Raw genomic sequence first — 23,174 nt, 5'->3', positions numbered from 1 at the left:
CCGACCGCAGGGAGTTATGCAGGCCATCCCCAGAACACAGCGATCAGTCTGCCGCTGCGGGCGGACGCTGGCGGCGCGCGCGCTCCAGCATCTGGCCGGTCTGGCGCGAATCCATGCCGTACATGTCGGCAAAGGCCTCCAGCGTCTGGCCGCTGGCCTCGAAGGCGCGCAGCAGGGCTTCGTCCTTGGCATTGCGGGCCGCCCATTCCGCGAAGGCTTCTTGCAGGATGGCATTGGCCGCTTCATCGCGGCCGGTGACCAGCTCGGTGTAGGCCTCGCGCGTGAGGCCCGAAGTCTCGAACGCCTGGATCATGCGCTTGCGCAGCTTGGGCAAAACGTCTTCGCCCGCCCGGGCCTTGCGGCGGCGGAACACCTCCAGCAGCGCATGGTGCACATGCTCGGGAGCCATGTCCTCGACGGGCTGGCCCGCCAGGTCGTGGCGCTTTTCACCGGCGGCCACGCTCTGCAGGTAGCGGGTGGAGCGGGTGTGGATGCCCAGCGCCACCTTGAGCGCATCGCGCTCGAACAGCTCGGGATGTGCTTCGAGCAGATCCTGAAAGATGCCGCGCTTGAGCGGCAGGAACACCGCACCAAACAGATGGGGATAGAGCCCCGCCAGCTGCTCCAGCACCGGGTGGGTGCGGGGCGGCGTGCGCGACGGTGCCTGTGGGCCTGCCGGCGCCTGGCCCTGGGCACGGGAGCGATCACGGCCGCTGTTGCGGCCACCACGCCCACCCCGGGGGGGACGATGGCCGCGCTGGGCATCCGCCGCAGCAGCGGCCTCGGCAATGGCTGCCGGAGCACTGTCGCCAGTCTCGGGCTGCTGCAATGCCTGCGGGGCACTGGCAGCGGCTACCGGGGCGGCGGGCGCCGCTGTGGGTTCTTGTTCTGGCACGTTGTCGGTCATGGCGTAGCGGATCGGAGGGCAACAAAACCCTCGATCATGCCAGCGTTGGCGCCAAGGCCCTTCCGACCCGCGCCGCAACAACCCATTCAAGACAAGGGGATGCATGCCGCTGGTGGCCCCGAAAGTAGCCCGATATGCGCCGCAGGAGAGCGGACCACCGTACACAAACAAGGCGCATCCCGGAAAGGATGGCCTTCCCTAACGGTTGCTGTTTCCCGGCGGGTCTCGCCGCGATTGCGACTGGTTGCTGCCGCCCACATGCGATTCGCGGTCGCTGCGGCTTTCGGGCGTGCGCTTGCCCTGGTTGATCTGGGTGGGGTCCTGCTCGCCCACCTTGTTGGTGTCGTTCTCGACCTTGCCCGTGTGGGGCGCTTGCTTGTCGCGCGGGTTGTGATGGATCGCCATGAAGATCTCCTGTAGGTGGCCCAAGGCCAAAGCTTCCCCGACCACGCCTCAGACAGTACCGCAAGCGAAGCCGCGTTGCAAACCGCAACGCGGCGCGGGATTGACGCCCGCGGCGGTGCCCCATAAAGTGGGCTCTGTCCCGCGCGTGTTCAATCCTCGGAGGAGACACCATGGCTTCACGGATATTCTGCAGCGGCCGGCTGGCTGGCCGGTTCAAGGCCGCCGTCAACGACCGCCTCCACAAGCGACGGCTCCCATGACGGCTCCCTCCGGCGCACGAACCGTCCTGTATGGCACACAGGCGTTGCTGTCCGTCATCGACGGGATGGCTCGGCAGGCCCACGCTCTGCTGGATGCAGCCCGCCAGGTGGCGGTGATTGGCGTGCTGCGCCGGGGCGCCCCCCTGGCGGACCGTCTGTGCACACGGATGATGGAGCGGTATGGCCTGCCGCAGCCCTTGCGGCTGGATCTGCAGGTCAAGCGGTATGCGGACGACCTCACCCTGCTCCATCCGGAAACCCAGCTGACAGAGCAGGCGCAGCATGCGGCACTGGATTTGCGCGGGCACACGGTGCTGGTCGTGGACGACGTCTTGTACACCGGGCATTCGCTGCTGAAGGTGGTGGACTATCTGGCACGCAAGCAACCCGCGGCCATCCGTGTGGCCTGCCTGGTGGACCGGGTCACCACCCGCCTGCCCCTCCATGCCGATGTGGTGGGCGTGCGCCTGGGCGTTGCCCCGCCGGACATCATCGAGTGCCATGTCCCCCCCTACGAGCCCGATTTCCGCATTGAGCTCGTGCAGCCCGATCGGCCGCGCTGAAACCGCCCGAGGCACCCCCATGTTCAAAGACCGCGACGACGCCGCCCACCAGCTGGCGGACCGCCTGGCCGCTTTCAGCGCCCAGCATCCCCTGGTGCTGGCCATTCCGCGGGGCGCCGTGCCCATCGGCAAGATCGTTGCAGCACAGCTCGGTGGCGACCTGGATGTGGTGCTGGTGCGCAAGCTGCGCGCCCCCTTCGAGCCGGAAGTGGCCATCGGCTCGGTGGCGGAAAACGGGTGGACCTACATCGCACCCTACGCAGCCGCAGTGGGAGCCGACCAGGATTACATCGCCGCGGAAAAACAGAAGCAGATGGCCACGATCCACTCGCGCCGGGTGCAGTACACCCCAATCCGTCCCCCGGTCGATCCGCACGGGCGCGTGGTGATCGTGGTGGACGACGGCCTGGCCACGGGCGCAACCATGATTTCCGCGCTGCACAGCCTGCGCCTGCGCCAGCCCGCGCGGCTGGTTTGCGCCATTCCCGTGGCATCGCCCGAGGCCCTGGAGAAAATCCGCCCCATGGCCGACGACGTGGTGTGCCTGCATGCGCCGGCCCACTTCCAGGCCGTGGGCCAGTTTTACCGCCACTTTCCGCAGGTGGACGACGCGGAAGTGATCTCGCTACTGGGCGCCTGAAGCCGGCACCCCCGGTGCCGGCAGATGCTGCGCGAACCAGTCCGCCGCCAGCTGGGCCACGGTTTCCAGCGCCCCCGGCTCCTCAAACAGATGGGTGGCATGGGGGACGACCGTCAAGACCGTGGTCCCGGGCATGTGTGCGGCAGCGCGCCGGTTGAGCGCCAGCACCTCTTCATCGCAAGCGCCCACCAACAGCAAGGTCGGACACCGCACCCGTGCAAGATCACGGGCGGATGCCAGGTCCGGGCGGCCACCGCGGGACACCACGGCCCGTATGCTGCCCCCCAGCGCCGCGGCCGCACGCAAGGCCGCAGCGGCACCGGTGCTCGCACCAAAATACCCCATGGGCACCAACGCCATCGCTGGCTGGCGCCTGGCCCAGTCGGTCACATCCAGCAGGCGCTGTGTCAAAAGCGCAATATCAAACCGCGTGGCCTCGGCGCGGTCTTCCTCGGGCGTCAGCAGATCGACCAGCAAGGTGGCCAAGCCCCGTTCCCGCAACACCCGTGCCACATGGTTGTTGCGCGGGCTGTGCCGGCTGCTGCCGCTGCCGTGGGCAAAGAGCACCAGACCCTGGCTGTCGGGTGGACTCTCCCATGCGCCCTCGATAAACCCGCTGTCCACCGGAATGCGAACCAGTTGTTGGGTTGCGGATTGCATGGCATTACACCTCGCTCAAGGGCTCATCGAACATTGCGCTTCTGCCCGCCCGGTTCACCTGCGGGCATCGCATCGGCAGCGTCCAGCGCCTCGTCCAGCACTTCCACCCAGTGCCGCACGGGGGTGGAGGTGCCGCTTTGCAGGTGCGTGATGCAACCGATGTTGGCCGACAGGATGACGTCGGGGGCCTGCTCGCCAAAGGCGTCGCCCAGCACACCGAGCTTGCGGTCGCGCAGCTGGTACGAGAGGCCCGGGTTGAGCACCGAATACGTGCCCGCCGAGCCGCAGCACAGATGGGATTCGTTGCGCGCCACGCGCAGCTGGAAGCCCAGCTGGTTCAGGTGCGTCTCGACGCCGCCGCGCAGTTGCTGGCCATGCTGCAGCGTGCAGGGCGGGTGGTAGGCAAAAAGTACGTCGGGCGGCTGCACGCGGCCCGCCAGTTTTTGCGCCAGCTCGGGCAGCATGGCGGGTAGCAGTTCCGACAGATCCCGCGTGAGGGCGCTGATGCGCGCGGCCTTGGCGGCGTACTGCGGGTCGTCCTTGAGGACGTGGCCGTATTCCTTGACGGTGACGCCGCAGCCCGAGGCGTTCATGACGATGGATTCGACGCCGCCCGCCTCCACCAGCGGCCACCAGGCATCGATGTTGGCGCGCATCTCGGCCTTGCCGCCTTCCTGGTCGTTGAGGTGGAACTTGACGGCGCCGCAGCAGCCCGCCTTGGATGCGATCACGGTCTGGATGCCCACCGCGTCGAGCACGCGCGCCGTGGCGGTGTTGATGTTGGGCATCATGGCCGGCTGCACACAGCCGGCCAGCATGAGCACCTTGCGCGCATGTTCGCGCGTGGGCCAGGCCCCGGCCGGCTGCGGCGCGGGCACCTTGGCCTGGAGGGATGGGGGCAGCAGGCCGCGCACTGCCTGGCCCATCTTCATGGCGGGGGCAAACAGGGGCGATGGCAGGCCCTCTTTCAGCGCCCAGCGCAGGGCCTTCTCGCCCAGGGGTCGGGCCACTTTTTCATCAACGATCTTGCGGCCGATGTCGATCAGGTGGCCATACTGCACGCCGCTGGGGCAGGTGCTTTCGCAGTTGCGGCAGGTCAGGCACCGGTCCAGGTGCATCTGCGTCTTGCGCGTGGGGGCCTCGCCTTCGAGCACCTGCTTGATGAGGTAGATGCGGCCGCGCGGGCCGTCGAGCTCGTCGCCCAGCAGCTGGTAGGTGGGGCAGGTGGCCGTGCAGAAACCGCAGTGCACGCATTTGCGCAGGATGGCTTCGGCCTCCAGGCCATCGGGGCGCGCGCGGTATTCAGGGGTCAGTTGGGTTTGCATGGGGTGCAGCCTGGACGGGTCAACAAGATCACTTCAAGGAATGGGGGGCAGCCGGGCGGGCCCGGCCTTGCGCAGCGGATGGCGCAGGCGCGCGCGGTCGGCCCACAGCGGGGGCAGCGACAGGACCAGCAGCACCAGCGCCAGCGGCACCACAAAGACAAAGCCCACATGCTTGAAGCCGGCCGCCCCGGCAATGCCGCCCACGAGAAACACCGACGCCAGCCCCGCGAACAGCCGCAGCCGGGCCTGGTTGGCGCGCACCTGGTTTTCGAGCGCGGTGCCGGTGCGGTTCCAGTACAGCATCTTGCCCAGCTCGATGCCCAGGTCGGTCACCACGCCCGTCATGTGGGTGGTGCGGATCTGGGACGAGGACATCTTGGTCACGGTGGCGTTCTGCAGCCCCATGATGAAGGACAGCAGCAGCACCGTCATGGGCACGGCAAAAGGTGTGCGCCAGTCGAGCGTGATGGCGCCCACCAGCCCGAACACGAGCATGAGCAGCGCCACCAGCAACAGCGGCAGCGCATAGCTGCTGTGCAGTTTGCGCTGCAGCGCCCAGTTCACCATCACCGCCGTGGTGGCCGCCCCGCTGATGAAGGCCAGCAAGGCCCCCAGGGCGCTGAGCACCAGCACCATGTTGCCCAGCACGAGGTTGTCGGCCAGCATCGACAGAAAACCCGTCATGTGCGAGGTGTACAGGTGGACCACCAGAAAACCACCTGCATTCACCGCCCCGGCATTGAAGGCCAGCAACAGACCGAGCACGCGGTTGCTGGTGCCCGTGCGGTGGTGGCCGGTGAGATGACGCAGGCGGCGCATGTTCAGCCTGCGGCGCCCTGGTGCGGCTTCGCTTGCCCGATGTCGCTGGCCACCATGTGCGCGCCCCTCACCACTGCGGCGCCATGCGACCGGGGTTGAAGATGCCGGCCGGGTCGAAGCTGTGCTTGAGGCGCGCATGGATCTGTGCCAGCGCCGAAGATTCCAGATCCAATGGGCCGGCAACGCTTGATTGCTCTGCGCCATCAGCCATGAATAACGCAGCACTTCCACCCACAGCCCGGGCGGCTTGGCGCAACGCATCGCCCTTCGCCAGCGGCGCCTGCACCCAGCGCAGGGCGCCATGCCATTCGATCAGCGGCGAAGCCCCCTCGGGCAGCGCCAGCACGGGGGCCGTGGCGGGCACAGACAGGCGCCACAGCGCCTGCCCAGGCTGGGCCTGGCGGGCGGAAAACCAGGGCAGCGTCTGCTCGCGGCAGGCCTGCCAGTCGGGCGCCACGGTGGCGTTGTCGAGCCGCGTACCGCCCATGCTGCGGCAGGCCGCATCCACCGCCGCCACCGCGCCACGCAGGCGCACAAACAGCGTGCCCACGCCCGCGTCCTCTACCCAGCAGCTGGCGTTGAGCGGCAGGGGCAGGCCGCCCCAGGCGTGCAGCCGGCGCAGGGCATCGGCCTGGCTGCATTCAAAGCGCAGCGTGGCCTCGGCGGGCGCCACGGGCAGCACCTTGAGGCTCACCTCGGTGAGCAGGCCCAGCGTGCCCCAGGCGCCCGCCATGAGGCGCGAAACGTCGTAGCCCGCCACATTCTTCATGACCTGGCCGCCGAAGGTGAGCAGCTCGGCGCGGCCGTTGAGCAGCACCACACCCAGCAGATAATCGCGCACGGCGCCCACGCTGGCGCGGGCAGGGCCGCTGAGGCCAGCGGCCACCATGCCGCCCACGGTGGCACCCGGTCCGAAATGGGGGGGCTCGAAGGGCAGGCACTGGCCTTTTTCGGCCAGCACGGCCTCCAGCTCGGACAAGGGCGTGCCCGCGCGCGCCGTGACGACCAGCTCGCTGGGCTCATAGCCCACGATGCCGGTGAATGCACGGGTATCGAGCACCTCGCCGCGCAGCGCAAGGCCATGAAAGTCCTTGGTGCCCCCACCCCGGATGCGCAGGGGGGTTTGCGCGGCGGCGGCGGCGCGGACACGGTCAACCAGCTGGCGAAGGGCGAATTCCATGGCCTGCATGGTAGCGGCACTGTTCCTGGGTATGCCGGCCTGGGCATGTGAATTTTTTGAACAGGGACCGTGCATTCCACCCGCGCCCCACGCAGGTCACAGCGCACACCAGGGCCTTGCCCCCAGAAAAAAGGCCCGCCGAAAGGGCGGGCCAAGACCTGGAGGTTTCTCCCTCCATCAGCAAGCGCTGCGGTGCCACCAGACACCGCAGCGCGGGAGCGATCAGCGGTTGTAGGCTGTTTCGCCGTGCGAAGTGATGTCCAGCCCTTCGCGTTCGGCTTCCTCGGATACCCGCAGACCCACGAGCAGATCGGCGATCTTGTAAGCGATGAACGAGACCACGCCCGACCACACGATGGTGAGCAGCACGCTCTTGGTCTGGATCCACACCTGGGCACCCATGGCAAAGGTATCGGGAGCGAGGCCACCTGTGCCGCCCAGGTTCTGCGAGGCAAACACACCGGTCAGGATGGCACCGAGGATGCCGCCCACGCCGTGCACGCCGAACACGTCGAACGCATCGTCGGCGCCCAGCATCTTCTTGAGGCCACCCACGCCCCACAGGCAGATGACGCCAGCAATCAGGCCCATCACGATGGAACCCATGGGACCCACGAAACCGGCGGCCGGCGTGACGGCCACCAGACCCGCCACCGCACCCGAGGCAGCACCCAGCATGGAGGCCTTGCCCTTGTGCAGGGCTTCACCGGCCAGCCAGGACAGCGTGGCAGCGCCCGTGGCCAGGATGGTGTTGATGAAGGCCAGGCCGGCTGCGCCGTTGGCGGCGCCGGCCGAGCCGGCGTTGAAACCGAACCAGCCCACCCACAGCAGCGAGGCGCCCACCATGGTCAGCGTCAGGCTGTGGGGCGTGAGCGCTTCGCGGCCGAAACCGATGCGCTTGCCCACCATGTAGGCACCCACCAGGCCGGCGATACCGGCATTGATGTGCACCACGGTGCCGCCAGCAAAGTCAAGCGCGCCGTCCTTGCCCAGCAGGCCGCCGCCCCACACCATGTGGGCCATGGGGATGTAGCTGAAGGTGAACCACAGCACGGCGAAGATCAGCACGGCAGCAAACTTGATGCGCTCGGCGAACGAACCCACGATCAGCGCCACGGTGATGGCGGCAAAGGTGGACTGGAAGGCCACGAACACGTATTCGGGAATCGTCGGCAGCAGACCCGACAGCGTGTCTGGCGCGATGCCCTTGAGGAAGAGCTTGTCGAAGCCACCGAAGAACTGGCCCTCGCCGGCAAAGGTCAGGCTGTAGCCATAGACGGCCCACAGCACGGTGATCAGCGCAAAGATCACGAACACCTGCACCAGTACCGACAGCATGTTCTTGGAGCGTGCCAGGCCGCCGTAGAACAGGGCCAGGCCCGGGATGACCATCAGGATCACGAGCAGGGTGGAGGTGAGCATCCACGCGGTGTCGCCCGAATCGAGCTTGGGCGCGGGTGCTGCAGGGGCGGCCTCGGCAGTGGCGGCTGCGGGTGCTGCGGCGGCATCGGCCGGCGCAGCCACGGGGGCGGCGGGCGCCGCGGCTTCTGCCGCCGGAGCGGCAGCGGTGGTTTCAGCCGGGGCGGGCGCCTGGGCCAGGGACATCGATCCTGCGGACAGCAGGCCCAGTCCCAGGATGAAGGAGGCAAGCAGTTTTTTCATGGCATGTTCTCTCTGTGGAATGCAGCGGGCCCTGGGGCGCGCTTAAAGGGCTTCCTTGCCGGTTTCGCCGGTGCGGATGCGCACCACCTGCTCCAGATGGCTGACGAAAATCTTGCCGTCACCAATCTTGCCGGTGCGCGCCGCGCCTTCGATGGCTTCGATCACGCGGTCCACCAGCTCGTCGGCCACGGCGGCCTCGATCTTGACCTTGGGCAGAAAGTCGACCACGTACTCCGCGCCGCGGTACAGCTCGGTATGGCCCTTCTGGCGCCCGAAGCCCTTGACCTCGGTCACCGTGATGCCTTGCACCCCGATGTCGGAAAGGGCTTCGCGCACTTCGTCGAGCTTGAAGGGTTTGATGATGGCTGTCACCATTTTCATTTGGGGTTCCTCCGATGGGGCGCCTGCGCGCCCACTGTGAATTACAGGGTTTTGGTGAGCGTGGCGATCACGCGGGCTTTGTTGACGGAACCGAAATAGTCTTTCTTGTTGGCGCCCACGATGGCGGCGCCCAGGGTCAGACCGTCGCCGAAGTCGTAGGCGCCACCGAATTGATAATCCATGTAGCTGGGCACGCCGCTGTCCCGGATGTCGCCGGAAAAGCGGGTAAAGCCCACCGCTGCCTTCAGCGTCACCTTGGGCATCACTTCCTGGGCCACCGCGACGTTCAGGTAGCCGGTGTTGCGCCCCCGCAGGCCCGAGCCGGACTTGGCGCCCGCCCAGCCGAAATAGTCCTTGGACACGGTGTGCGAGTACTTGGCCGTGAGCGGGCCATAGGTGGCAGCGCCATAAAGTTCGGTGGTGTTGCCGCTGGTGTTGCCGGGATACAGATAGCTCAGGGCACCCACATCCAGGTCCACCTCGCCGGCCTTGAATTTGTAGCCACCGTACAGGTCGGATTCCAGGGAATTGCCGGGCAGCCAGTTCACGCTGGAGTTCCAGTTGCCGACATACCAGCCGGTGTCACCAAAGGCATAGTCGAAACCGCCCTGCAACGCGGGCTTGAAGGCGCTGACCTTGCCGGTGTCCTGGTCCTGCCCCCGGAACTTGTAGTTGCTGGTCATGCTGACATTGCCGGTGAGCTGGGCACTGGCCAGCAACGGCAGGGCTGCAGCACAGGCAACGGTCAGAAGCTTGATGGATGCGCGGATCATGGTTCCTCCGGTGTAATGAAGAGTGGGGACAGTTGTGCAAAGCACGGTCCGTGCCATGTTGCGGATCTCCATGGCGACAAGGTCCGCACCCACGGCGTGCATTCGCCCTTACATTGGCAGTGGCGCCGCACCGTTGCACCCCCTTGGTGCGCAACGCCGCCAGCAGACAACAACCCTCCACCCACCGCACCCATCTGGGGAGAAAACCGTTCATGAGTCTTGCATTGGTGCAAAGTCGCGCGCTCCTGGGGCTGGAAGCGCCCTCCGTCACCGTCGAGGTGCATCTGGCCAACGGGCTTCCCAGCTTCACCCTGGTCGGCCTGGCCGATCTGGAAGTGAAGGAAGCGCGCGAGCGGGTGCGCTCGGCACTGCAGAACGCAGGGCTGGAGTTCCCCCACAACAAGCGCATCACGGTCAATCTGGCGCCCGCCGATCTGCCCAAGGATTCGGGCCGCTTCGACCTGCCCATTGCCCTGGGCATCCTGGCCGCCAGCGGGCAGATCGACGCGGGCCGCCTGGCCGGCCATGAATTCGCCGGGGAGCTGTCGCTGTCCGGGCAATTGCGCCCCGTGCGCGGCGCGCTGGCCACGAGCCTGGCACTGCGGGCCCACGGCGTGGCGGTGCGGCTGGTGCTGCCGCCCGGCAGTGCCGAAGAGGCCGCCCTGGTACCCGACGCACAGGTGTACCGCGCCCGGCATCTGCTCGATGTCGTGCGGCAGTTCCTGCCGGCAGGCAGCCAGGAATCCATGGACGACGCCAGCGCCCCGGACGACGGCTGGTGTCTGCTGCAACCCGCGCCGCTGGCCACGCAGGTGGCCTATGCCGATCTTTCGGACATCAAGGGCCAGGCGGCCTCCAAGCGCGCACTGGAGATCGCGGCCGCTGGCGGGCACAGCCTGCTGATGATGGGGCCGCCCGGATCCGGCAAATCCATGCTGGCCCAGCGCTTTGCCGGGCTGCTGCCGGCCATGACCATGGAAGAGGCCCTGGAGAGCGCCGCCGTGGCCAGCCTGGCCGGGCGCTTCACCCCCGCGCGCTGGGCGCAGCGACCCACCTGCCAGCCGCACCACACGGCATCGGCGGTGGCACTGGTGGGTGGGGGTTTGTGAATTACAATAATTTTTAAGACTCTACAATATTTAATGCGACCACAAAGGCTGTGATGCCCGCCCTTCGGCGAGAACGCCGAGTCCCGGATGATCGACATAGCGCAGGGACCGGATCGCGGTGCGGACACGGCCGCAGCATTCGTTGCAGAACCGACCTGGGCTTGGCCGCTTCAGGCTGATCTCAGTCGTTCACGGTGGGCTGCATCAATGACTGCAACGACTAACACCAGTCGTCGGCCAGCGACTCACTTGTGCGTGGCGCGAAGGCGACTACCGGATCCGGGTAGATTCATCGTGGCACCGGAAGCCCTGGTGTCACTCTACGATCATGGCATCACGACCTTGGTTATAGACCTTATGGGATGTGAATTGCCGAAGCAGAATCTGTCGGCCAGGTCTGTTCGGGTTCTGGGTGGTGGAACGAGGGCTGTCTGACTGATGGTCATCCGCTGCGAGCCATCAGCGATAAAGGGTGTTATGTCGCTATCACCACCAGTGGGATTTCCGTTCGACGAAATCGATTAGAAGCTGATGACATTTGTGGGCAGTCGGGGTGTTGCCGCGTCCCCTCTCCTTGGCCATAGATTTCAGGAACCATGACCCGTCCCACAACTGCCAAACTTCCTCGAGAAGTGCCCCGAACAGAACCTCCGACTCAGCAAGACCAAGGAAGTCTTCAGCGCTGAACCGCATGTCCGTTGCGCGCTTGGCTGCGGCCTTCCTGAGCCTTAGAGCGCGATCCCAAGAGAAGTCGCTTCTCACCGAAGGCAGCGCGTTCTCAAGCATGCTCCAACTTGTCTCCGGGATGCTGTCCTGCTCCGCAGCCCGATGCAGTGCTTCAAAGGTGATGCTAAGAAGCTCTGCCACACTCCTAGAGCGCCAGCCCATGCCCCTGCGGAACCCGTAGGCTAGCAACTCAACAGGAAGCTTCCTCCTAGATTTGGAGTACGAGCGCAATGCGATGAGCCAGGGGTCGTCGCCAAAGTCATTGGGCACAGCGTCCGGCTGGAGCTGCTGCGAGACGAGGTAAATGGTGCCGGCGCTTGACGCCGTCGACTGCGCAAGGAATTTCGCCACGGCGTCCGTGTCGGAGCATGCATGTCGCACCCAAGCATCGAGGTTCTGGCTGACCTGAGGCTGCTGATCCAGGGTCTGGATGCATTTCAAGACGGCAAGCGTACCGACCTCATGCAGTGCAGAGGTCATTGCCCCTTCATCATGTAGCCCGAGGACCAGTGCATCAAGAACTGCGTGACTCGTGAGGTCGATCCCGATGTTTGCGACAACCTTTGGCCAACACTGAGTACGCCCCCAAAACTCGGGAAGCTCCGCCAGGTCGGGTCTGACCGTTAGAAGTGGGTGGACGAGGTCAGGAGCGGCCGAAAGTCCATCCAGAAGCTCGGCGGCGATGATGCCTTGGGCTGCGTGGCGCAGAGGAATTTGAACTGAAGGCCGATCATCAAGCCAAAGGCTGGCGAGCATGACCGGGTTAGTCGCCCAGAGCCGCTCAGAGAAAGGCGGCGCAAATTCCTCGAGCTCCTCGGAAGGCAGGAAGTCAATGTTCTTTGCCACGAAGCGCAACGATTCGTCGCTCAGGTGCTCGGATCTAGGCAACACGGTCCTAAGCGCAAACATCTTGGCCAGCTTGGACGTCGCCAGAAGCCCAGGTTCGTTGACCAAATCAACAATCTGGTTGACGTCCATCTGAATCGAGGCTGACTGGGACACCAGAAGCTCGCAAATGGGGCGCATGGCTGCGCGCCCGCCGAGTACGTCCGTGCCTATCAGACGCAGGGCTTGTCGTATCTCTGATCGTTCGGGGTGCCAAACATCGGCAAGTAGCCCTCGCATCCAAGCCTCGTCACTGGAGGTTACCGCTTCCCACCCTTCGAAGCGCCCCTGGAATCGAAGGCGAGATGTCGCCGCCGAACTGGGACAGAGCTGGAGGTCGAAGGCAAATCCGTCCTGAGAACGGTCGGTGGTCGTGAGCGTACAGAACTTGAAGGAGCGCCGCAGGCGGGGCCATTGTTGGTCCCATATCCGAAGCACTACTTCGTCGACATAGAAATCAGGGTCACGTCGAGCCCAAATCGGCTCGTCGGGGAGTCCGTAGAGTCCTGTGGCGAGGCGTCCAAACCAGAACAGCTCTTCATCGCTCAACATCTCCGAACATAGAGGGTCGTTACCAAGTAGCAGCGCGTTGTCATAGCCGAATCGCTGCTCCATGGAAGGACGGCGGAACAGTTTGGCTAGGCTGGACGGACGGTCAAGAGTTGCAAGCTCGGCGAACTCGACAAAGATGGTGTGCGTCCAGACAGAACCTGGCCTGGGAAGCTCGGTCGCGGGCCATGTCTTCGCCAGCGCGTAGAGGCCCGACTCCGCGAGCGGGTAGCCCGTGATGTACGGGATGCCCTCGCCGGTCACGCCGGAGCCCGACACGTCGCTCATGACGAGGACCAGGCGCGCGTCCTTCGGCGACAAAGCGGCTGAGCAAGCCAGTTGACGATGGCCATCGGAATAGCCATGCAACGCCTGATGAACGGTTGTACCCACTACCAACCCTATCCCAACAGCCAAGTGAGGGGCTCAGTTAGGTCATGGGACTCTGCGCCCTCAGTCACAACCTTGATTCGCTGCGAGGGAATGTCCACATCCCGCATGCGCTGCGCCTCTTCCCGAGGCGGCTTGTCGTCCTCGTCGTACTCGCCGCCCTGGGCGCTGACGCCGAACACCGTCCACGTCCAGCCTTCGCCAAGGCCATTCTCAAGATATTGCCGCAGGAACGGGAAGTGGCGGTCCAAATACGTTACAGGCGCATGGCCTTCAGCGGCGGCCTTGTCCCACGCCGAGAGCACTATGGCAAGGCGCCGCGGACCGGCGTCCAAGGGAGCTGACTGGAGAGACTGCAGAAGGTCTACAAGCTGGACCTGCGTGGCCGAGTGTTCTGGCTTCCAAGGGACTGGTTGTTCCGGTTCAGGAGCGATGCCTAGCGCCTTGTTCTGCTGGACTTCATCTACAACCCATGTAGGGGCCTTGTACTTGTTTGCATGAACGAAGAGGAGAACGCCGCGGCTACGGAGCTGCGCCGCGACCGAAGGATCGCACTCTCGCTTCTCCCACATGCGCTGGAACGACTCACCCGCCATGTCCGGGAAGTGCAGTTCGAACTCCGCGCCGGTTTTCTCCCGAAGGGTCATCGTCACCGTGCGGCTCTTGACCTCAGTGGTTCGTTCCTGCGCCTTTGCGCGCAACCAACGGTCTACGAGCAAATGCAGGTGCTCGGTCCCCTCACCGCGTAGGTGGACGAGCCTGAGCTCCACGTCCACTTCGTTGGCGGTCATGAGATGCCGCAGTGCGGCGAGGTAGGTGGTCTTTCCGCTGCTTGGCAAGCCTAGCACGACGACGTCTTGCCTGTTCATGGCATAACCTCGCTCTCAATGACCCGAAGGCGCCCGAACGCCCGTGCTGCGGGGCGCGGGGTCGGAACGGTCGTGGCGTGCTCATTGCGGGCTGGTGCCTTCAGCCAGAAGTCGAGCAATGCAGCCACACCTTCACCGCGAACGGCCTTGGTCGACTTTGGTGACGCGGCCACCGGAAACGTCTTGAACTCGACAAAGTGGGAACCGTACTCGGTGCTCATGCTTGTAGCAAGGTTCTCGAAGAACTGGAGGGCTTCGGGCGCTCCCTTCTCGGCCGACCGAACGGCATCAACCTTCGTAAGCACCAATGCCAGCCGTTGCCATCGCCTTGTAACGCCTGCTTCGACAAGCGCGCGCAAAGTGAGCAATGCGTCTCGACGCGCCAGGTGGCGCTCGGCGCTCAGGAGAAGCTTCTCACCATCGACAAGCACAGTCAGAGTGTCTGAGCGCGGAAGCTCGGGATAGCCTTTTGCCAGGTCCTGGTTCGTCTGCGTATCCATGTAGTCCTCGCCTGCTCTGTTGGCAAACAGAGCGCAGCGGCGTGGAGGACCGTCGGCACTTACCAAGTCCAGATGGTAGAAGGTGAGTTCACCGAGCTTCGTTCGCTCTGTATGCGGATCGTTGCGGCGCGACTCGCTTCGAGCATCGTGGGCCGTTTTCTCGAAAGCGTGCAGGGTGGCCGACCCCCCGAATTGGTATTGACCGATAGGCCCCAACTGGAACAACTCGTAGACCGCAGCGATGAGGCTCGTTTTACCCGCGTCATGCGGGCCCACCAGCGCGACCAGGTTGCTGTCCTTCGCGCGAAGAACCAATTCCGCTTCTGTCGCGGAAAGCGCGTCAGCGTGCGGCAGGCGGACGCCCGGTGCAACGGCCTTGATTGCTTCGCCGTCGGATGCCTCGACAACGACAAGAGCCTTGCCGTAGTGTGGGCAGCTGGGCGGGTCTGCGATGCCCTCCATGCACTTCGAATCAATCGCGACATTGCATTCAGGGTTGCCGCATCGCACTACAGGATTTGTGTTGCCGTCGACTGCCATTGCGGTCACCCCAGTCGGACGAGCAAAAGCTCGAGGAACGCGCTCTGGGCGAACTTCAGCGCCGACAGCTCTTGCTTGTGAGCAAGGCCAGTCACGGAATCCCAGCCCACGGTCCAGCCGTCTTGGCCGTCAATTTCTAGCCGGCGACGTACCGCTTCGAGGATAGGCGTGGTAGCAGGCGAGACTTTGGGATGGTCCGATTCCGGCAGGAGCGTATGCAACAGTGAGAGTGGCAAAGCGTTGACTGCCACCTCTACCGATACCATTGCGCTGCTTTCTACACCTGCACGCGTAAGCAGCGCAGCGAGGGATGGAGGGCCCGGCAGTACCGTCGCCAACTCGCTCAGTTCTGCGGCGAGCACGAGCGGCCTTTGAGCCGAGGACACCTCGCCAAACGGGAGATTGGCAAGCTCACTATAGCCACCGTGGAGCCACCACAAGACGTCCAGCTCCTCGTCTTGCACCTTGATGTAACCCTGTACCGCAGCTTCAAACAACTTCTGGCGGCTCACGACGTCTTGTAGGGCTTTGTTTAGCTCCTGCGCCATCGAATTGAAGACAGCGTGAACATTTGACTGATCGAAATCAGGGTTCGCTTCGAGTGCAGCCTTGACGTTCACAACCGGCGCGGTTTTATTCAACAACGGCTGCGGCCGTTGGCGGGTAGTCTCAGCAAGGTCCGAAAGCGCTTGTTCAGCCATCCCGACCAAGGGTACTGGCAACTCAGGGGCGCGCTGACCAGCGGCGGTCGTCGCCACAACCAGGGCCGCGGCCTTCGCAGCGGTCGCGTTCCGGCCCTGAAAGGCGACAGCGAGCGATGACGCCGCCAACATGGCAAGTTCAGCGTCACCGGGCGCCGGCGCGTCGTTGGAAAATTTACTCCGAATCGCCGTCTTGCTGGCTTCCGACTGTTTCAACTTGAAGGCCAGGCTTACAAGGCTTGTCAGCTCCGTAGAAGAGGGACCTTTCGCAACCGCTTGGACCTGACTCCAGCGTACTAGCTGGATGTCTGCATCAGTGCCGAGCTGCATACTGCTGTACCACGTGGCGAAATTTGCTTGCAATTTCTTCTCCCCCTGTATGTTGACTATTGCTTTTGCTCAATGGCTTCGACTTCTCGTGCAAGGTCCATCAACAGACCACGGCTGCCTGCCAGTTCAAGCGCTTTGCCGTAGCGCTCGGAATCGGGCACCTTGGCTGCGAGGTCTTCTTGAGTAATAAGCCCCAGCTTCAGTGCAATATCTCGTCGGTCGCTGACATCCAGATGATTCCAGAACCGATAGATTAGATTTCGGGTTGATGGAGTACTCATAGTTGCCTCCAGCTTCGCCACGGTATTCGCAGCGAGGTCAGCGGTTGTGTGCGCGGCTTCTGCAATCTTGGTGTGCGGAAGGTGCGGCTCCGGTATCGTTGCGACAGAAGGCGGGGCGCTCAGGGGGAAATGTTCAGGCGCAGCCATGTTGTTCACCCAAACGTTATTGCCGAGCGGGTCCTTGACCGGGATAAACATCTCGGGCGCGTTCTGCCATTGCCGCACATGCGCCGTTACGCGCAAGGTGCGGGCCGCGCCAGTGTCGATGACGTCGAGGTCTACGAGGTTATACCCAGGTCGCCAGCCGAGCTCTCTCTTATCAGGGTTGACCGCGCCTGCCTTGAATCGCGTGTAGGCCGGGTCGCGTGTGCAACGCTGCGTATGCTCATGGCCGAAGAACTGCAGCTTCGTCCGGGAGTTAACGTCGTCGTCTACTTGCGTAACGTCGACGAACCAGTGTGGTGGGTGGTGGCAAATCACTAGGTTTACGATGTCCCGGTCCTTCTCGAAGACCGTTTGCAAAGGACTTAGGTAAAGATGACCGGGTTCGTCGTCCCGCTTGCCAAGGCCGGAGAGTAGCGTCGAAGTCAGTCCGAAAAGGCGCAATTTCAAGCCCGCCGAGAGTTCGAGCGTGTCAAACCAGTAGGGCCTGGAGGGGTATACGTTGCAATTGAACGAAGCCGCAAAGTTGTTATAAGCCTCAAGGGGGAGGAACAGCGAGCGCCCGACCTCTACATCACGAAGTTGTTCGCGCAGGACTCGCGAGCGATTCGCGTCCGGCGCTCGAACAATCGCCTCCTGAGCGTTGGAGACCGCGAGGGCCTTCTGACAGACCTTCTGGTCTACGTCATGGTTCCCGGGAACAACGTAGATGCTCTCGCGCGGGCAATGACACTTCGCGGCGAGCGCTTCCAACCACTCCTGCGCCGCTTTGTATTCGTCCGGGTGAGCCTTGTAAGCGATGTCGCCGCCTACGAGAATTGCGTCGACGTGCTTACCATCGCGGCACAAATCGACGATGTCTTGCTCAAGGACCGTCCGATATGGGCGGTCCGTATCAGTCGCCGGCTCTAGGCAATCAGGCTCTCGGAAATGGATGTCAGACAGGTGAAGGATACGCATCGTTGCATCTTATCCGTTCGTAACAAATGCCCATGACGTGGTCTGCCCTGAGAGCGTGCATTGCATGCATCAATGCGCATGGGTTTGGCGAGTCGACTAAACATTTCAGAGCGAATACACCAATCAGCCCGGCTATTCCCGCTATCGCTCCTTGGGACAGAGAGCTCGGCAGGGTGGCGGAGTAACTAAGGCAGGGAATCAGGGCGGACGGAAAAAGGCGCAGACTAAGTTGCGCTGATTCCACCGATTTGCGGTTGGCCGCTGCTTCCCTGCCGTATCTGCAAGGTTTGTAGGCTACGTTCCGTAGTTCGAGGTCTAGCTCCAGCGTTCTTTAGGCTAATCCCAACTTTTGTTTCCTCGGTCGGTTAGCCGGTTCTTGAGCTGCTGAGATGCAGTGCTTGACGGGAACATTCAATGTCCGCTTCGCAGGCTAGACCGTGCAGACGAGAGCCAAGGGAGAATGACTGCAAGCGCTGCAGAGCCGACATCGAGCGATGCCAGTCTCTGGACCACTATTGCAGTGTTTTGTGTAACGCGGACGTTCGTTTAAAGAGCCCGCATTTTTTGGAACTCTGGCCAGAGGTGTCGGGTTCTCGAATTGATGCGACGCTACCGAATTAAGTGAGACGCCAATCCGCTTCTCACGTCCACTCGGCAGCCTTGGCTCGAACGGTGAATCCATCGGAACTCCAAGTCCCGTAGGTGCCAAAAGCGCTGAGTGACCGAGTGTGTTTGCGGATCTGGAGGCGTTTTGCGCGCGCAGGCGCCGCATGATGCTGGAGCGCCTGCGTGCCAACGTCCGTCATGAGCGACCGGCCGCTCGATGGCGAAATGGTGCTGATCGAAGACGACGAGTTAGACCTCGAAGGCGCCGAATCAGCGTGAGGCTCGCGGGCTGACCTGGCGACGGGTCGGCATGTCCTGGCGTCCAAGAAGTGACACGGCTGTACGCCGGCGATAACCATCGTCGCGCCGGGACGCGCGTCACTCACGCCAAATAGGACGGTGAATTGTGCGATTTGCGCATATTCGATGATCGCATGCAAGCTCATGGGCCCCGACGCCGATGCAGAAGTCCCCCTACATGTTGGCGCCGATTCAAAATTGAGCCACCGTGCCGATTGAATTTTGAGCCAGGGCTAATGGCCAACCTGTGAAGGTCGGCTGTGGATAAGTGTAGTGCCTTGGGTCGGTTTTGGTCTCCTTGGTGATCGAGCTCGGTGGTCGTCCGTTGAGGGCAAGCCGCGCAGGGCGAAGCCCGTAGCGGCTTGCCCTTGAACCGCTCAGAACGGCTCAGCCTTCTTGGCCTGTTCGCGTGCCTTGATGCGTTTCTTGGCCACGGCTGTGCTGTGCATGAACCTGTGGGACTCGTTGCCCGTCTCGACGATGTGGCAGTGGTGCGTGAGTCGATCCAGCAGTGCCGTGGTCATCTTGGCATCGCCGAACACGCTGGACCATTCCTTGAAGTCCAGGTTGGTGGTGATCATCACGCTGGTCTGCTCGTAGAGCTTGCTCAGCAGGTGGAACAGCAAGGCGCCGCCTGCCTGGCTGAAGGGCAGGTAGCCCAGCTCATCAAGGATGACCAGGTCCATGCGCTGCAAGCTCGCTGCGATGCGGCCTGCCTTGCCTTGGGCCTTCTCCTGCTCCAGTGCGTTGACCAGGTCCACCGTGGAGTAAAACCGCACGCGTGAGCCATGGCGCGTGATGCCCGCCACGCCGATGGCCGTGGCCAGATGCGTCTTGCCCGTGCCGGGGCCACCCACTAGCACCACGTTGTGCGCCTGCTCGGTGAACGCCATGCTGGCCAACTGCTCGATGAGCTTTTTGTCCACGGGCGAGCATTCGAAGTCGAAGCCCGCCAGGTCGCGGTGCACGGGGAACTTCGCCGTGTGCATCTGGTAGCTCACTGAGCGCATGGCCCTGTCCGTGACTTCCGCTTGCAGCAGGTGCTCCAGCAGCCAGCGCGAGCTCTCCAGCGTGGCGTGGCCGCCTTGCTTGACCAGGTCCTCCCAGGCCCCGGCCATGCCGTACAGGCGCAGCTCTTTGAACTCCTTGTCCAGCTCACGCATGATCGGCCTCCTGCATGTCGCTGCCAGCGCGCAGGCTGTCATAGCGCGCCGTGTCGGCCAGGGGTGTCTGGCTCACTTGCAGGTTGGTCGCAACCGTCTCGGGCAGGGGCTGCGCTTGCAGGCGGCCGAGCACGTTGATGACGTGCTCGGTGCTCACCCGCCCCGATGGCGGCGCACTCTCCAGGGCCAACTCCACCGCCACCAGCACGGCGTCCAGCCCTTGCTTGGGCACCTCGGCCAGTACCTGCGCCATCACCCTGTCGCCGCCCTCCTGGTGCAGCAAGCCTTTGCGCATGCGCTGCAATGGCTCGGGCAGGTCTGCAAAGGGCGCGCCGTTGCGCAGCGCGCCCGGCTTGCGCTCGATCAGCGGCACGTAATGCTGCCAGTCGTAGCGGGTCTGGTTGCGATCGCTCAGGCGCTCGTGCGTGGCCACCATAGCATCGCCGGCCACCACCACGATCTGCGCCGGGTACAGGTGTGTGCTGACCATTTGCCCCGCCCATTCGCAGGGCACCGAGTAGCGGTTGCGCGCCACCGTCACCAGGCAGGTGCTGCTCACCTTGGCCGGGTTCTCAACATAGCCATCAAAGGCCACCGGCATCGGCATCAGGTGGCTTTGCTCCAGCTCCAGCATCTCGGCGATGCTGAACGCTTTGTGCTGCGGGTGGCGCAGCTCTCGCCACAGAGCCCGGCAGCGCTCGCCCAGCCACGCATTGAGCTCGGTAAAGCTGCCAAAGCGCCGTTGCCCCGCCTCCACCCAGATGCGACGGCGGCTGTCTTGCACATCCTTCTCCACGCGCCCCTTCTCCCAGCCGCTGGCACGGTTGCAAAAATCAGGGTCGAACAGATAGTGCGCGCACATGGCTGCAAAGCGCGCATTGACCACGCGGCCTTTGCCCTTCTTGACTTTGTCGACCGCCGTCTTCATGTTGTCGTAGATGCCACGGCGTGCCACGCCACCCAGCGCTGCAAAGCTGCGGGTGTGCGCATCGAACAGCATCTCGTGGCCTTGGCTGGGGTAGGCCACCAGCCAGAAGGCCCCACTGGCACACAGCTTCATGTGCGAGACCTGCATGCGGTAGTACACCCCGCCCACCAGCAAGCCGTCTTCGCTCCAGTCGAACTGGAAGGCCTCGCCAAGCTCGAAAGTCAATGGCACGAAGGCCTTGCAGGCCGCCTGTTGGCCTTCACCTTGGCGCCACTTGCGGATGAAGTCCGTCACCCGCGTGTAGCCACCTTCGTAGCCCGCTGCCTTGATCTGCGTGAACAAGGCCTTGGCCGTGCGCCGCTCCTTCTTGGGCCGCTTGGCATCGGCCTTCAAGGCTTGCTTGAGCTCCGCCTCGTGCGCCGACAGCTTGGTCGCCTTCGCCGCCTCCCGGCGGTACTTGGGCTCGACCGGCTGCGCCTCGTCCAGCCACTTGGCCACCGTGTTGCGCGACAGGCCCGTGGCCCTCGATATCTCCCGCTTCGTCTTCTTGTCCCGGCGGTGCATCCGCCGTATCTTGCCAATCATGTCCATGGTGATCACCCTCTTCATTCCCTTGCTGCACAAAACAGCAGGGTAGGTAAAACACCTGGCTCAGTTTTAGGTCGGCATCACACCAAAAAGTGGCTCAGTTTTCGGTCGGCGTCAACAAGCCATTTATAAAAACTCCAAAAAACCAGGGAGAAATTACCAAGATCGGCGGCCAGCGGCAGTCACACCAAAAGACTGATAATTTAGCCGTCCTGCCTGGGGGAATTTGACTGGCCAAAGGTGGGGGAATTTGAAGTGGCCATCAGGGTTCCAATTCAGAAGATCTACCCATTCCGATTTCCAATGGATGTCATTGAAGTCCTCAACGAAATATGGAGGTTTGATATGAGTACACCAGCCCCGCCGACGGATTTCCAGTCTTGGCTTGATTACGCAGTCGCAACCATGGACGCGCGAGGAGCATACCTAGACCGCATCTTTAGTGAGGAGGGCACTCCATCTCAGCACGATATCCGGTCTGCAGCCCAAGAGGAGCTTGATCATCTTAGGAAAAAAGCAGTCATGCCTTGGGTCGGTATGCTGGAGTACTGGCAGATTGCACTTTCACAGAGGCTTGGCCGCTCTGCCGCAGACATTGTTGAAGACAACCTTTTGGCGGCGGATTTCTCAGATGGCAGTGTTCACGTCCAATTTAAGGATGGCTCTGATCTGACGTTTCGGCGGGCGTTTTACGTAGGCGAAACACCCGCTGATGGGGCCATTCATCGAGTAGCAGTGTTTACAGAGCAATGCGGGTATCACGAGTTCTGGATAGGCCCAGGGGATCAAATTTCGGCAACTTCAATGTCTGGGGCTCGGTATAAACCCTCTGACGAAGATTTGGCATGGGACTCAATGGCCCCAGTAGGTCGTGAATTTGGAAGTCCCGATTTCGACAAACTGATGGACGAAGATGCGAAGAAATTTAAGTCAGATTTAGCCCAATGGATCCAAAAAAGCAGTGACGCGAATGTGGCTTTGCAGCTGGAGGAGGATGAGATATCAGACGCGCGCAATGTCCAACTCGCATTACATGAACTCGGACAAGACGTCACTATTGATGTCGCCGCTTCAGTTTGGAAGCAATATTCGCAATCATTGATGGCAAGCTGGATGTCAGGCGCAGAGACGGTTCAGTCCGCCGCCAGAACGCTGTATCTAAATTGCCCAAGAGATCAGTCGCACCATGGGCCTTTGACCGGTGGCTAAGCACCCCGCCAGCGCCCGTATTGAATGCAACGACCGCGGTTTAGTCAAGCGACCTATTGTTCTAGACCTCTGGCGGCATACGTGAGGAAATTTGGTACTCAACATGGCACACCACCAGGAACAAGACGTCCGAAGTCTCGCGCTGCACACTGCTGCGGTTGAGTTGATGCGGGCTGATGACGCGCTTTAAGCTTGCTGATGCCGCAGATTCAACGTGTCTGGCAGGCCAACATGCAGGTCTACGGCGCCGACAAAGTATGGCGGCAACTCAGGCGTGAAGGCACGGCAGTGGCCCGCTGCACTGTTGAGAGGCTGATGCGGCAGTTGGGCTTGCGCGGGGTGATGCGCGGCAAGGTCGTACGAACCACCACCTGCGACAGCAAAGCACAGTGCCCTCTAGACCGGGTCAACCGTCGGTTCCGCGCAGAGCGGCCCAACCAGTTGTGGGTAAGCGACTTCACCTACGTCTCGACCTGGCAGGGCTGGCTCTATGTGGCCTTTGTGATCGACGTGTTTGCCAGGCGGATCGTGGGCTGGCGGGTGAGCAGTTCGATGCGCACAGACTTCGTACTCCCCGATGGCCACCCAAATTCCCCCGCCTATGGCCACCTCAAACTCCCCCACCTGAACTGATCGGGGATAGGGGTTAAACGCCGGCGCCGTCGGCACCTGTTGGCAGGACATTGATCCGGTCTTCCTCGAGGGAAGGCCAAGGAGTGAATGTCTTGAAGTCCAACCAACGCGCCACCATAGAGACACTGCTGGAGCGCAATACATCGCAACGCGAGATCGCCCGCATCACG

At 63.1% G+C, this 23,174-nt stretch carries 19 protein-coding genes and 2 pseudogenes; 5 read left to right on the top strand and 16 right to left on the bottom strand.

Annotated features, from left to right (window positions below; translation table 11 throughout):
• Positions 1 to 43 precede the first annotated feature (43 nt).
• Together BLW02_RS13075 and BLW02_RS13070 are read right to left on the bottom strand one after the other, a co-directional pair.
• Complete coding sequence (locus tag BLW02_RS13075; protein ID WP_092699249.1) at positions 44 to 907, bottom strand: ProQ/FINO family protein; 864 nt, start codon at positions 905 to 907, stop codon at positions 44 to 46.
• Positions 908 to 1,105: 198 nt separating this feature from the next.
• Positions 1,106 to 1,312, bottom strand: coding sequence for a hypothetical protein (locus BLW02_RS13070; RefSeq protein WP_026434934.1), 207 nt, complete (start codon positions 1,310 to 1,312; stop codon positions 1,106 to 1,108).
• A gap of 256 nt (positions 1,313 to 1,568) precedes the next feature.
• Here BLW02_RS13070 and BLW02_RS13065 point away from each other — a divergent pair, with 256 nt between their 5' ends.
• Both BLW02_RS13065 and BLW02_RS13060 read left to right on the top strand, forming a co-directional pair.
• Entirely contained in the window at positions 1,569 to 2,135 is a 567-nt protein-coding gene (locus tag BLW02_RS13065; protein ID WP_092699247.1) for a phosphoribosyltransferase family protein, read from the top strand.
• 19 nt (positions 2,136 to 2,154) lie between these two features.
• A complete protein-coding gene (locus BLW02_RS13060) occupies positions 2,155 to 2,775 on the top strand; it encodes a phosphoribosyltransferase (RefSeq protein WP_092699338.1) in 621 nt (206 codons plus the stop codon).
• Here BLW02_RS13060 and BLW02_RS13055 read toward each other — a convergent pair.
• The 7 genes from BLW02_RS13055 to BLW02_RS13025 form a co-directional block, all read right to left on the bottom strand.
• Entirely contained in the window at positions 2,761 to 3,435 is a 675-nt protein-coding gene (locus tag BLW02_RS13055) for a dienelactone hydrolase family protein (protein ID WP_092699245.1), read from the bottom strand. The two genes, BLW02_RS13060 and BLW02_RS13055, sit on opposite strands and share 15 nt — an antisense overlap.
• 23 nt (positions 3,436 to 3,458) lie before the next feature.
• Positions 3,459 to 4,760, bottom strand: a complete 1,302-nt coding sequence (gene glcF / locus BLW02_RS13050; RefSeq protein ID WP_092699243.1) for a glycolate oxidase subunit GlcF — start codon at positions 4,758 to 4,760, stop codon at positions 3,459 to 3,461.
• Positions 4,761 to 4,793: 33 nt separating this feature from the next.
• Complete coding sequence (locus tag BLW02_RS13045; RefSeq protein ID WP_092699241.1) at positions 4,794 to 5,579, bottom strand: YoaK family protein; 786 nt, start codon at positions 5,577 to 5,579, stop codon at positions 4,794 to 4,796.
• Between the two features lie 67 nt (positions 5,580 to 5,646).
• On the bottom strand, positions 5,647 to 6,768 hold the full coding sequence (glcE, locus tag BLW02_RS13040) for a glycolate oxidase subunit GlcE (protein ID WP_208859731.1): 1,122 nt from the start codon (positions 6,766 to 6,768) through the stop codon (positions 5,647 to 5,649).
• A gap of 213 nt (positions 6,769 to 6,981) precedes the next feature.
• Positions 6,982 to 8,421: an ammonium transporter gene (gene amt, locus BLW02_RS13035; protein WP_092699239.1), complete on the bottom strand. Its 1,440-nt coding sequence runs from the start codon at positions 8,419 to 8,421 to the stop codon at positions 6,982 to 6,984.
• 42 nt (positions 8,422 to 8,463) lie between these two features.
• Positions 8,464 to 8,802, bottom strand: coding sequence for a P-II family nitrogen regulator (glnK, locus tag BLW02_RS13030; RefSeq protein WP_026434926.1), 339 nt, complete (start codon positions 8,800 to 8,802; stop codon positions 8,464 to 8,466).
• 41 nt (positions 8,803 to 8,843) lie between these two features.
• A complete protein-coding gene (locus BLW02_RS13025; protein ID WP_092699238.1) occupies positions 8,844 to 9,575 on the bottom strand; it encodes a TorF family putative porin in 732 nt (243 codons plus the stop codon).
• 212 nt (positions 9,576 to 9,787) lie between these two features.
• Between BLW02_RS13025 and BLW02_RS13020 the strand changes: the two are divergent.
• Positions 9,788 to 10,678 (top strand): annotated as a pseudogene (locus BLW02_RS13020) (YifB family Mg chelatase-like AAA ATPase); the annotation flags it as partial.
• Positions 10,679 to 11,170: 492 nt separating this feature from the next.
• On the opposite strand, the gene BLW02_RS13015 reads toward BLW02_RS13020, so the two are convergent.
• The 7 genes from BLW02_RS13015 to istA all read right to left on the bottom strand — a co-directional run bounded on the left by BLW02_RS13015 (position 11,171) and on the right by istA (position 21,165).
• Positions 11,171 to 13,237 carry a GAP1-N1 domain-containing protein gene (locus BLW02_RS13015; RefSeq protein WP_139285378.1) on the bottom strand — a complete coding sequence of 689 codons (2,067 nt, stop codon included), beginning with the start codon at positions 13,235 to 13,237 and terminating at the stop codon, positions 11,171 to 11,173.
• Between the two features lie 8 nt (positions 13,238 to 13,245).
• On the bottom strand, positions 13,246 to 14,103 hold the full coding sequence (locus BLW02_RS13010; RefSeq protein ID WP_092699234.1) for a TRAFAC clade GTPase domain-containing protein: 858 nt from the start codon (positions 14,101 to 14,103) through the stop codon (positions 13,246 to 13,248).
• Positions 14,100 to 15,143: a TRAFAC clade GTPase domain-containing protein gene (locus tag BLW02_RS13005; protein WP_139285377.1), complete on the bottom strand. Its 1,044-nt coding sequence runs from the start codon at positions 15,141 to 15,143 to the stop codon at positions 14,100 to 14,102. The genes BLW02_RS13010 and BLW02_RS13005 overlap by 4 nt, the downstream gene beginning before the upstream one ends.
• Positions 15,144 to 15,148: 5 nt before the next feature.
• Entirely contained in the window at positions 15,149 to 16,207 is a 1,059-nt protein-coding gene (locus BLW02_RS13000; protein ID WP_139285376.1) for a GTPase-associated system all-helical protein GASH, read from the bottom strand.
• A 23-nt stretch (positions 16,208 to 16,230) separates the two neighbouring features.
• On the bottom strand, positions 16,231 to 17,577 hold the full coding sequence (locus tag BLW02_RS12995) for a metallophosphoesterase (RefSeq protein WP_092699228.1): 1,347 nt from the start codon (positions 17,575 to 17,577) through the stop codon (positions 16,231 to 16,233).
• Between the two features lie 1,283 nt (positions 17,578 to 18,860).
• The gene (istB, locus tag BLW02_RS12990) at positions 18,861 to 19,646 is read right to left on the bottom strand and encodes an IS21-like element helper ATPase IstB (protein ID WP_024815605.1); all 786 of its coding nucleotides are present in this window, start codon (positions 19,644 to 19,646) and stop codon (positions 18,861 to 18,863) included.
• Positions 19,639 to 21,165, bottom strand: a complete 1,527-nt coding sequence (istA, locus tag BLW02_RS12985) for an IS21 family transposase (RefSeq protein ID WP_056637686.1) — start codon at positions 21,163 to 21,165, stop codon at positions 19,639 to 19,641. Before istA ends, istB begins: the two co-directional genes overlap by 8 nt.
• 300 nt (positions 21,166 to 21,465) lie before the next feature.
• On the opposite strand from istA, the gene BLW02_RS12980 reads away from it, so the two are divergent.
• Positions 21,466 to 22,371 carry a hypothetical protein gene (locus BLW02_RS12980; protein ID WP_067511974.1) on the top strand — a complete coding sequence of 302 codons (906 nt, stop codon included), beginning with the start codon at positions 21,466 to 21,468 and terminating at the stop codon, positions 22,369 to 22,371.
• Positions 22,372 to 22,563: 192 nt separating this feature from the next.
• Positions 22,564 to 22,944 (top strand): annotated as a pseudogene (locus BLW02_RS12975) (IS3 family transposase); the annotation flags it as partial.
• Between the last annotated feature and the right edge of the window lie 230 nt (positions 22,945 to 23,174).

It is taken from the genome of Acidovorax soli (genome assembly GCF_900107605.1).
In the GTDB taxonomy this organism is placed as follows: domain Bacteria; phylum Pseudomonadota; class Gammaproteobacteria; order Burkholderiales; family Burkholderiaceae_C; genus Acidovorax; species Acidovorax soli.
Note: the sequence above shows the minus strand (reverse complement) of the source record. Positions and strands in the feature narration are given on the sequence as shown.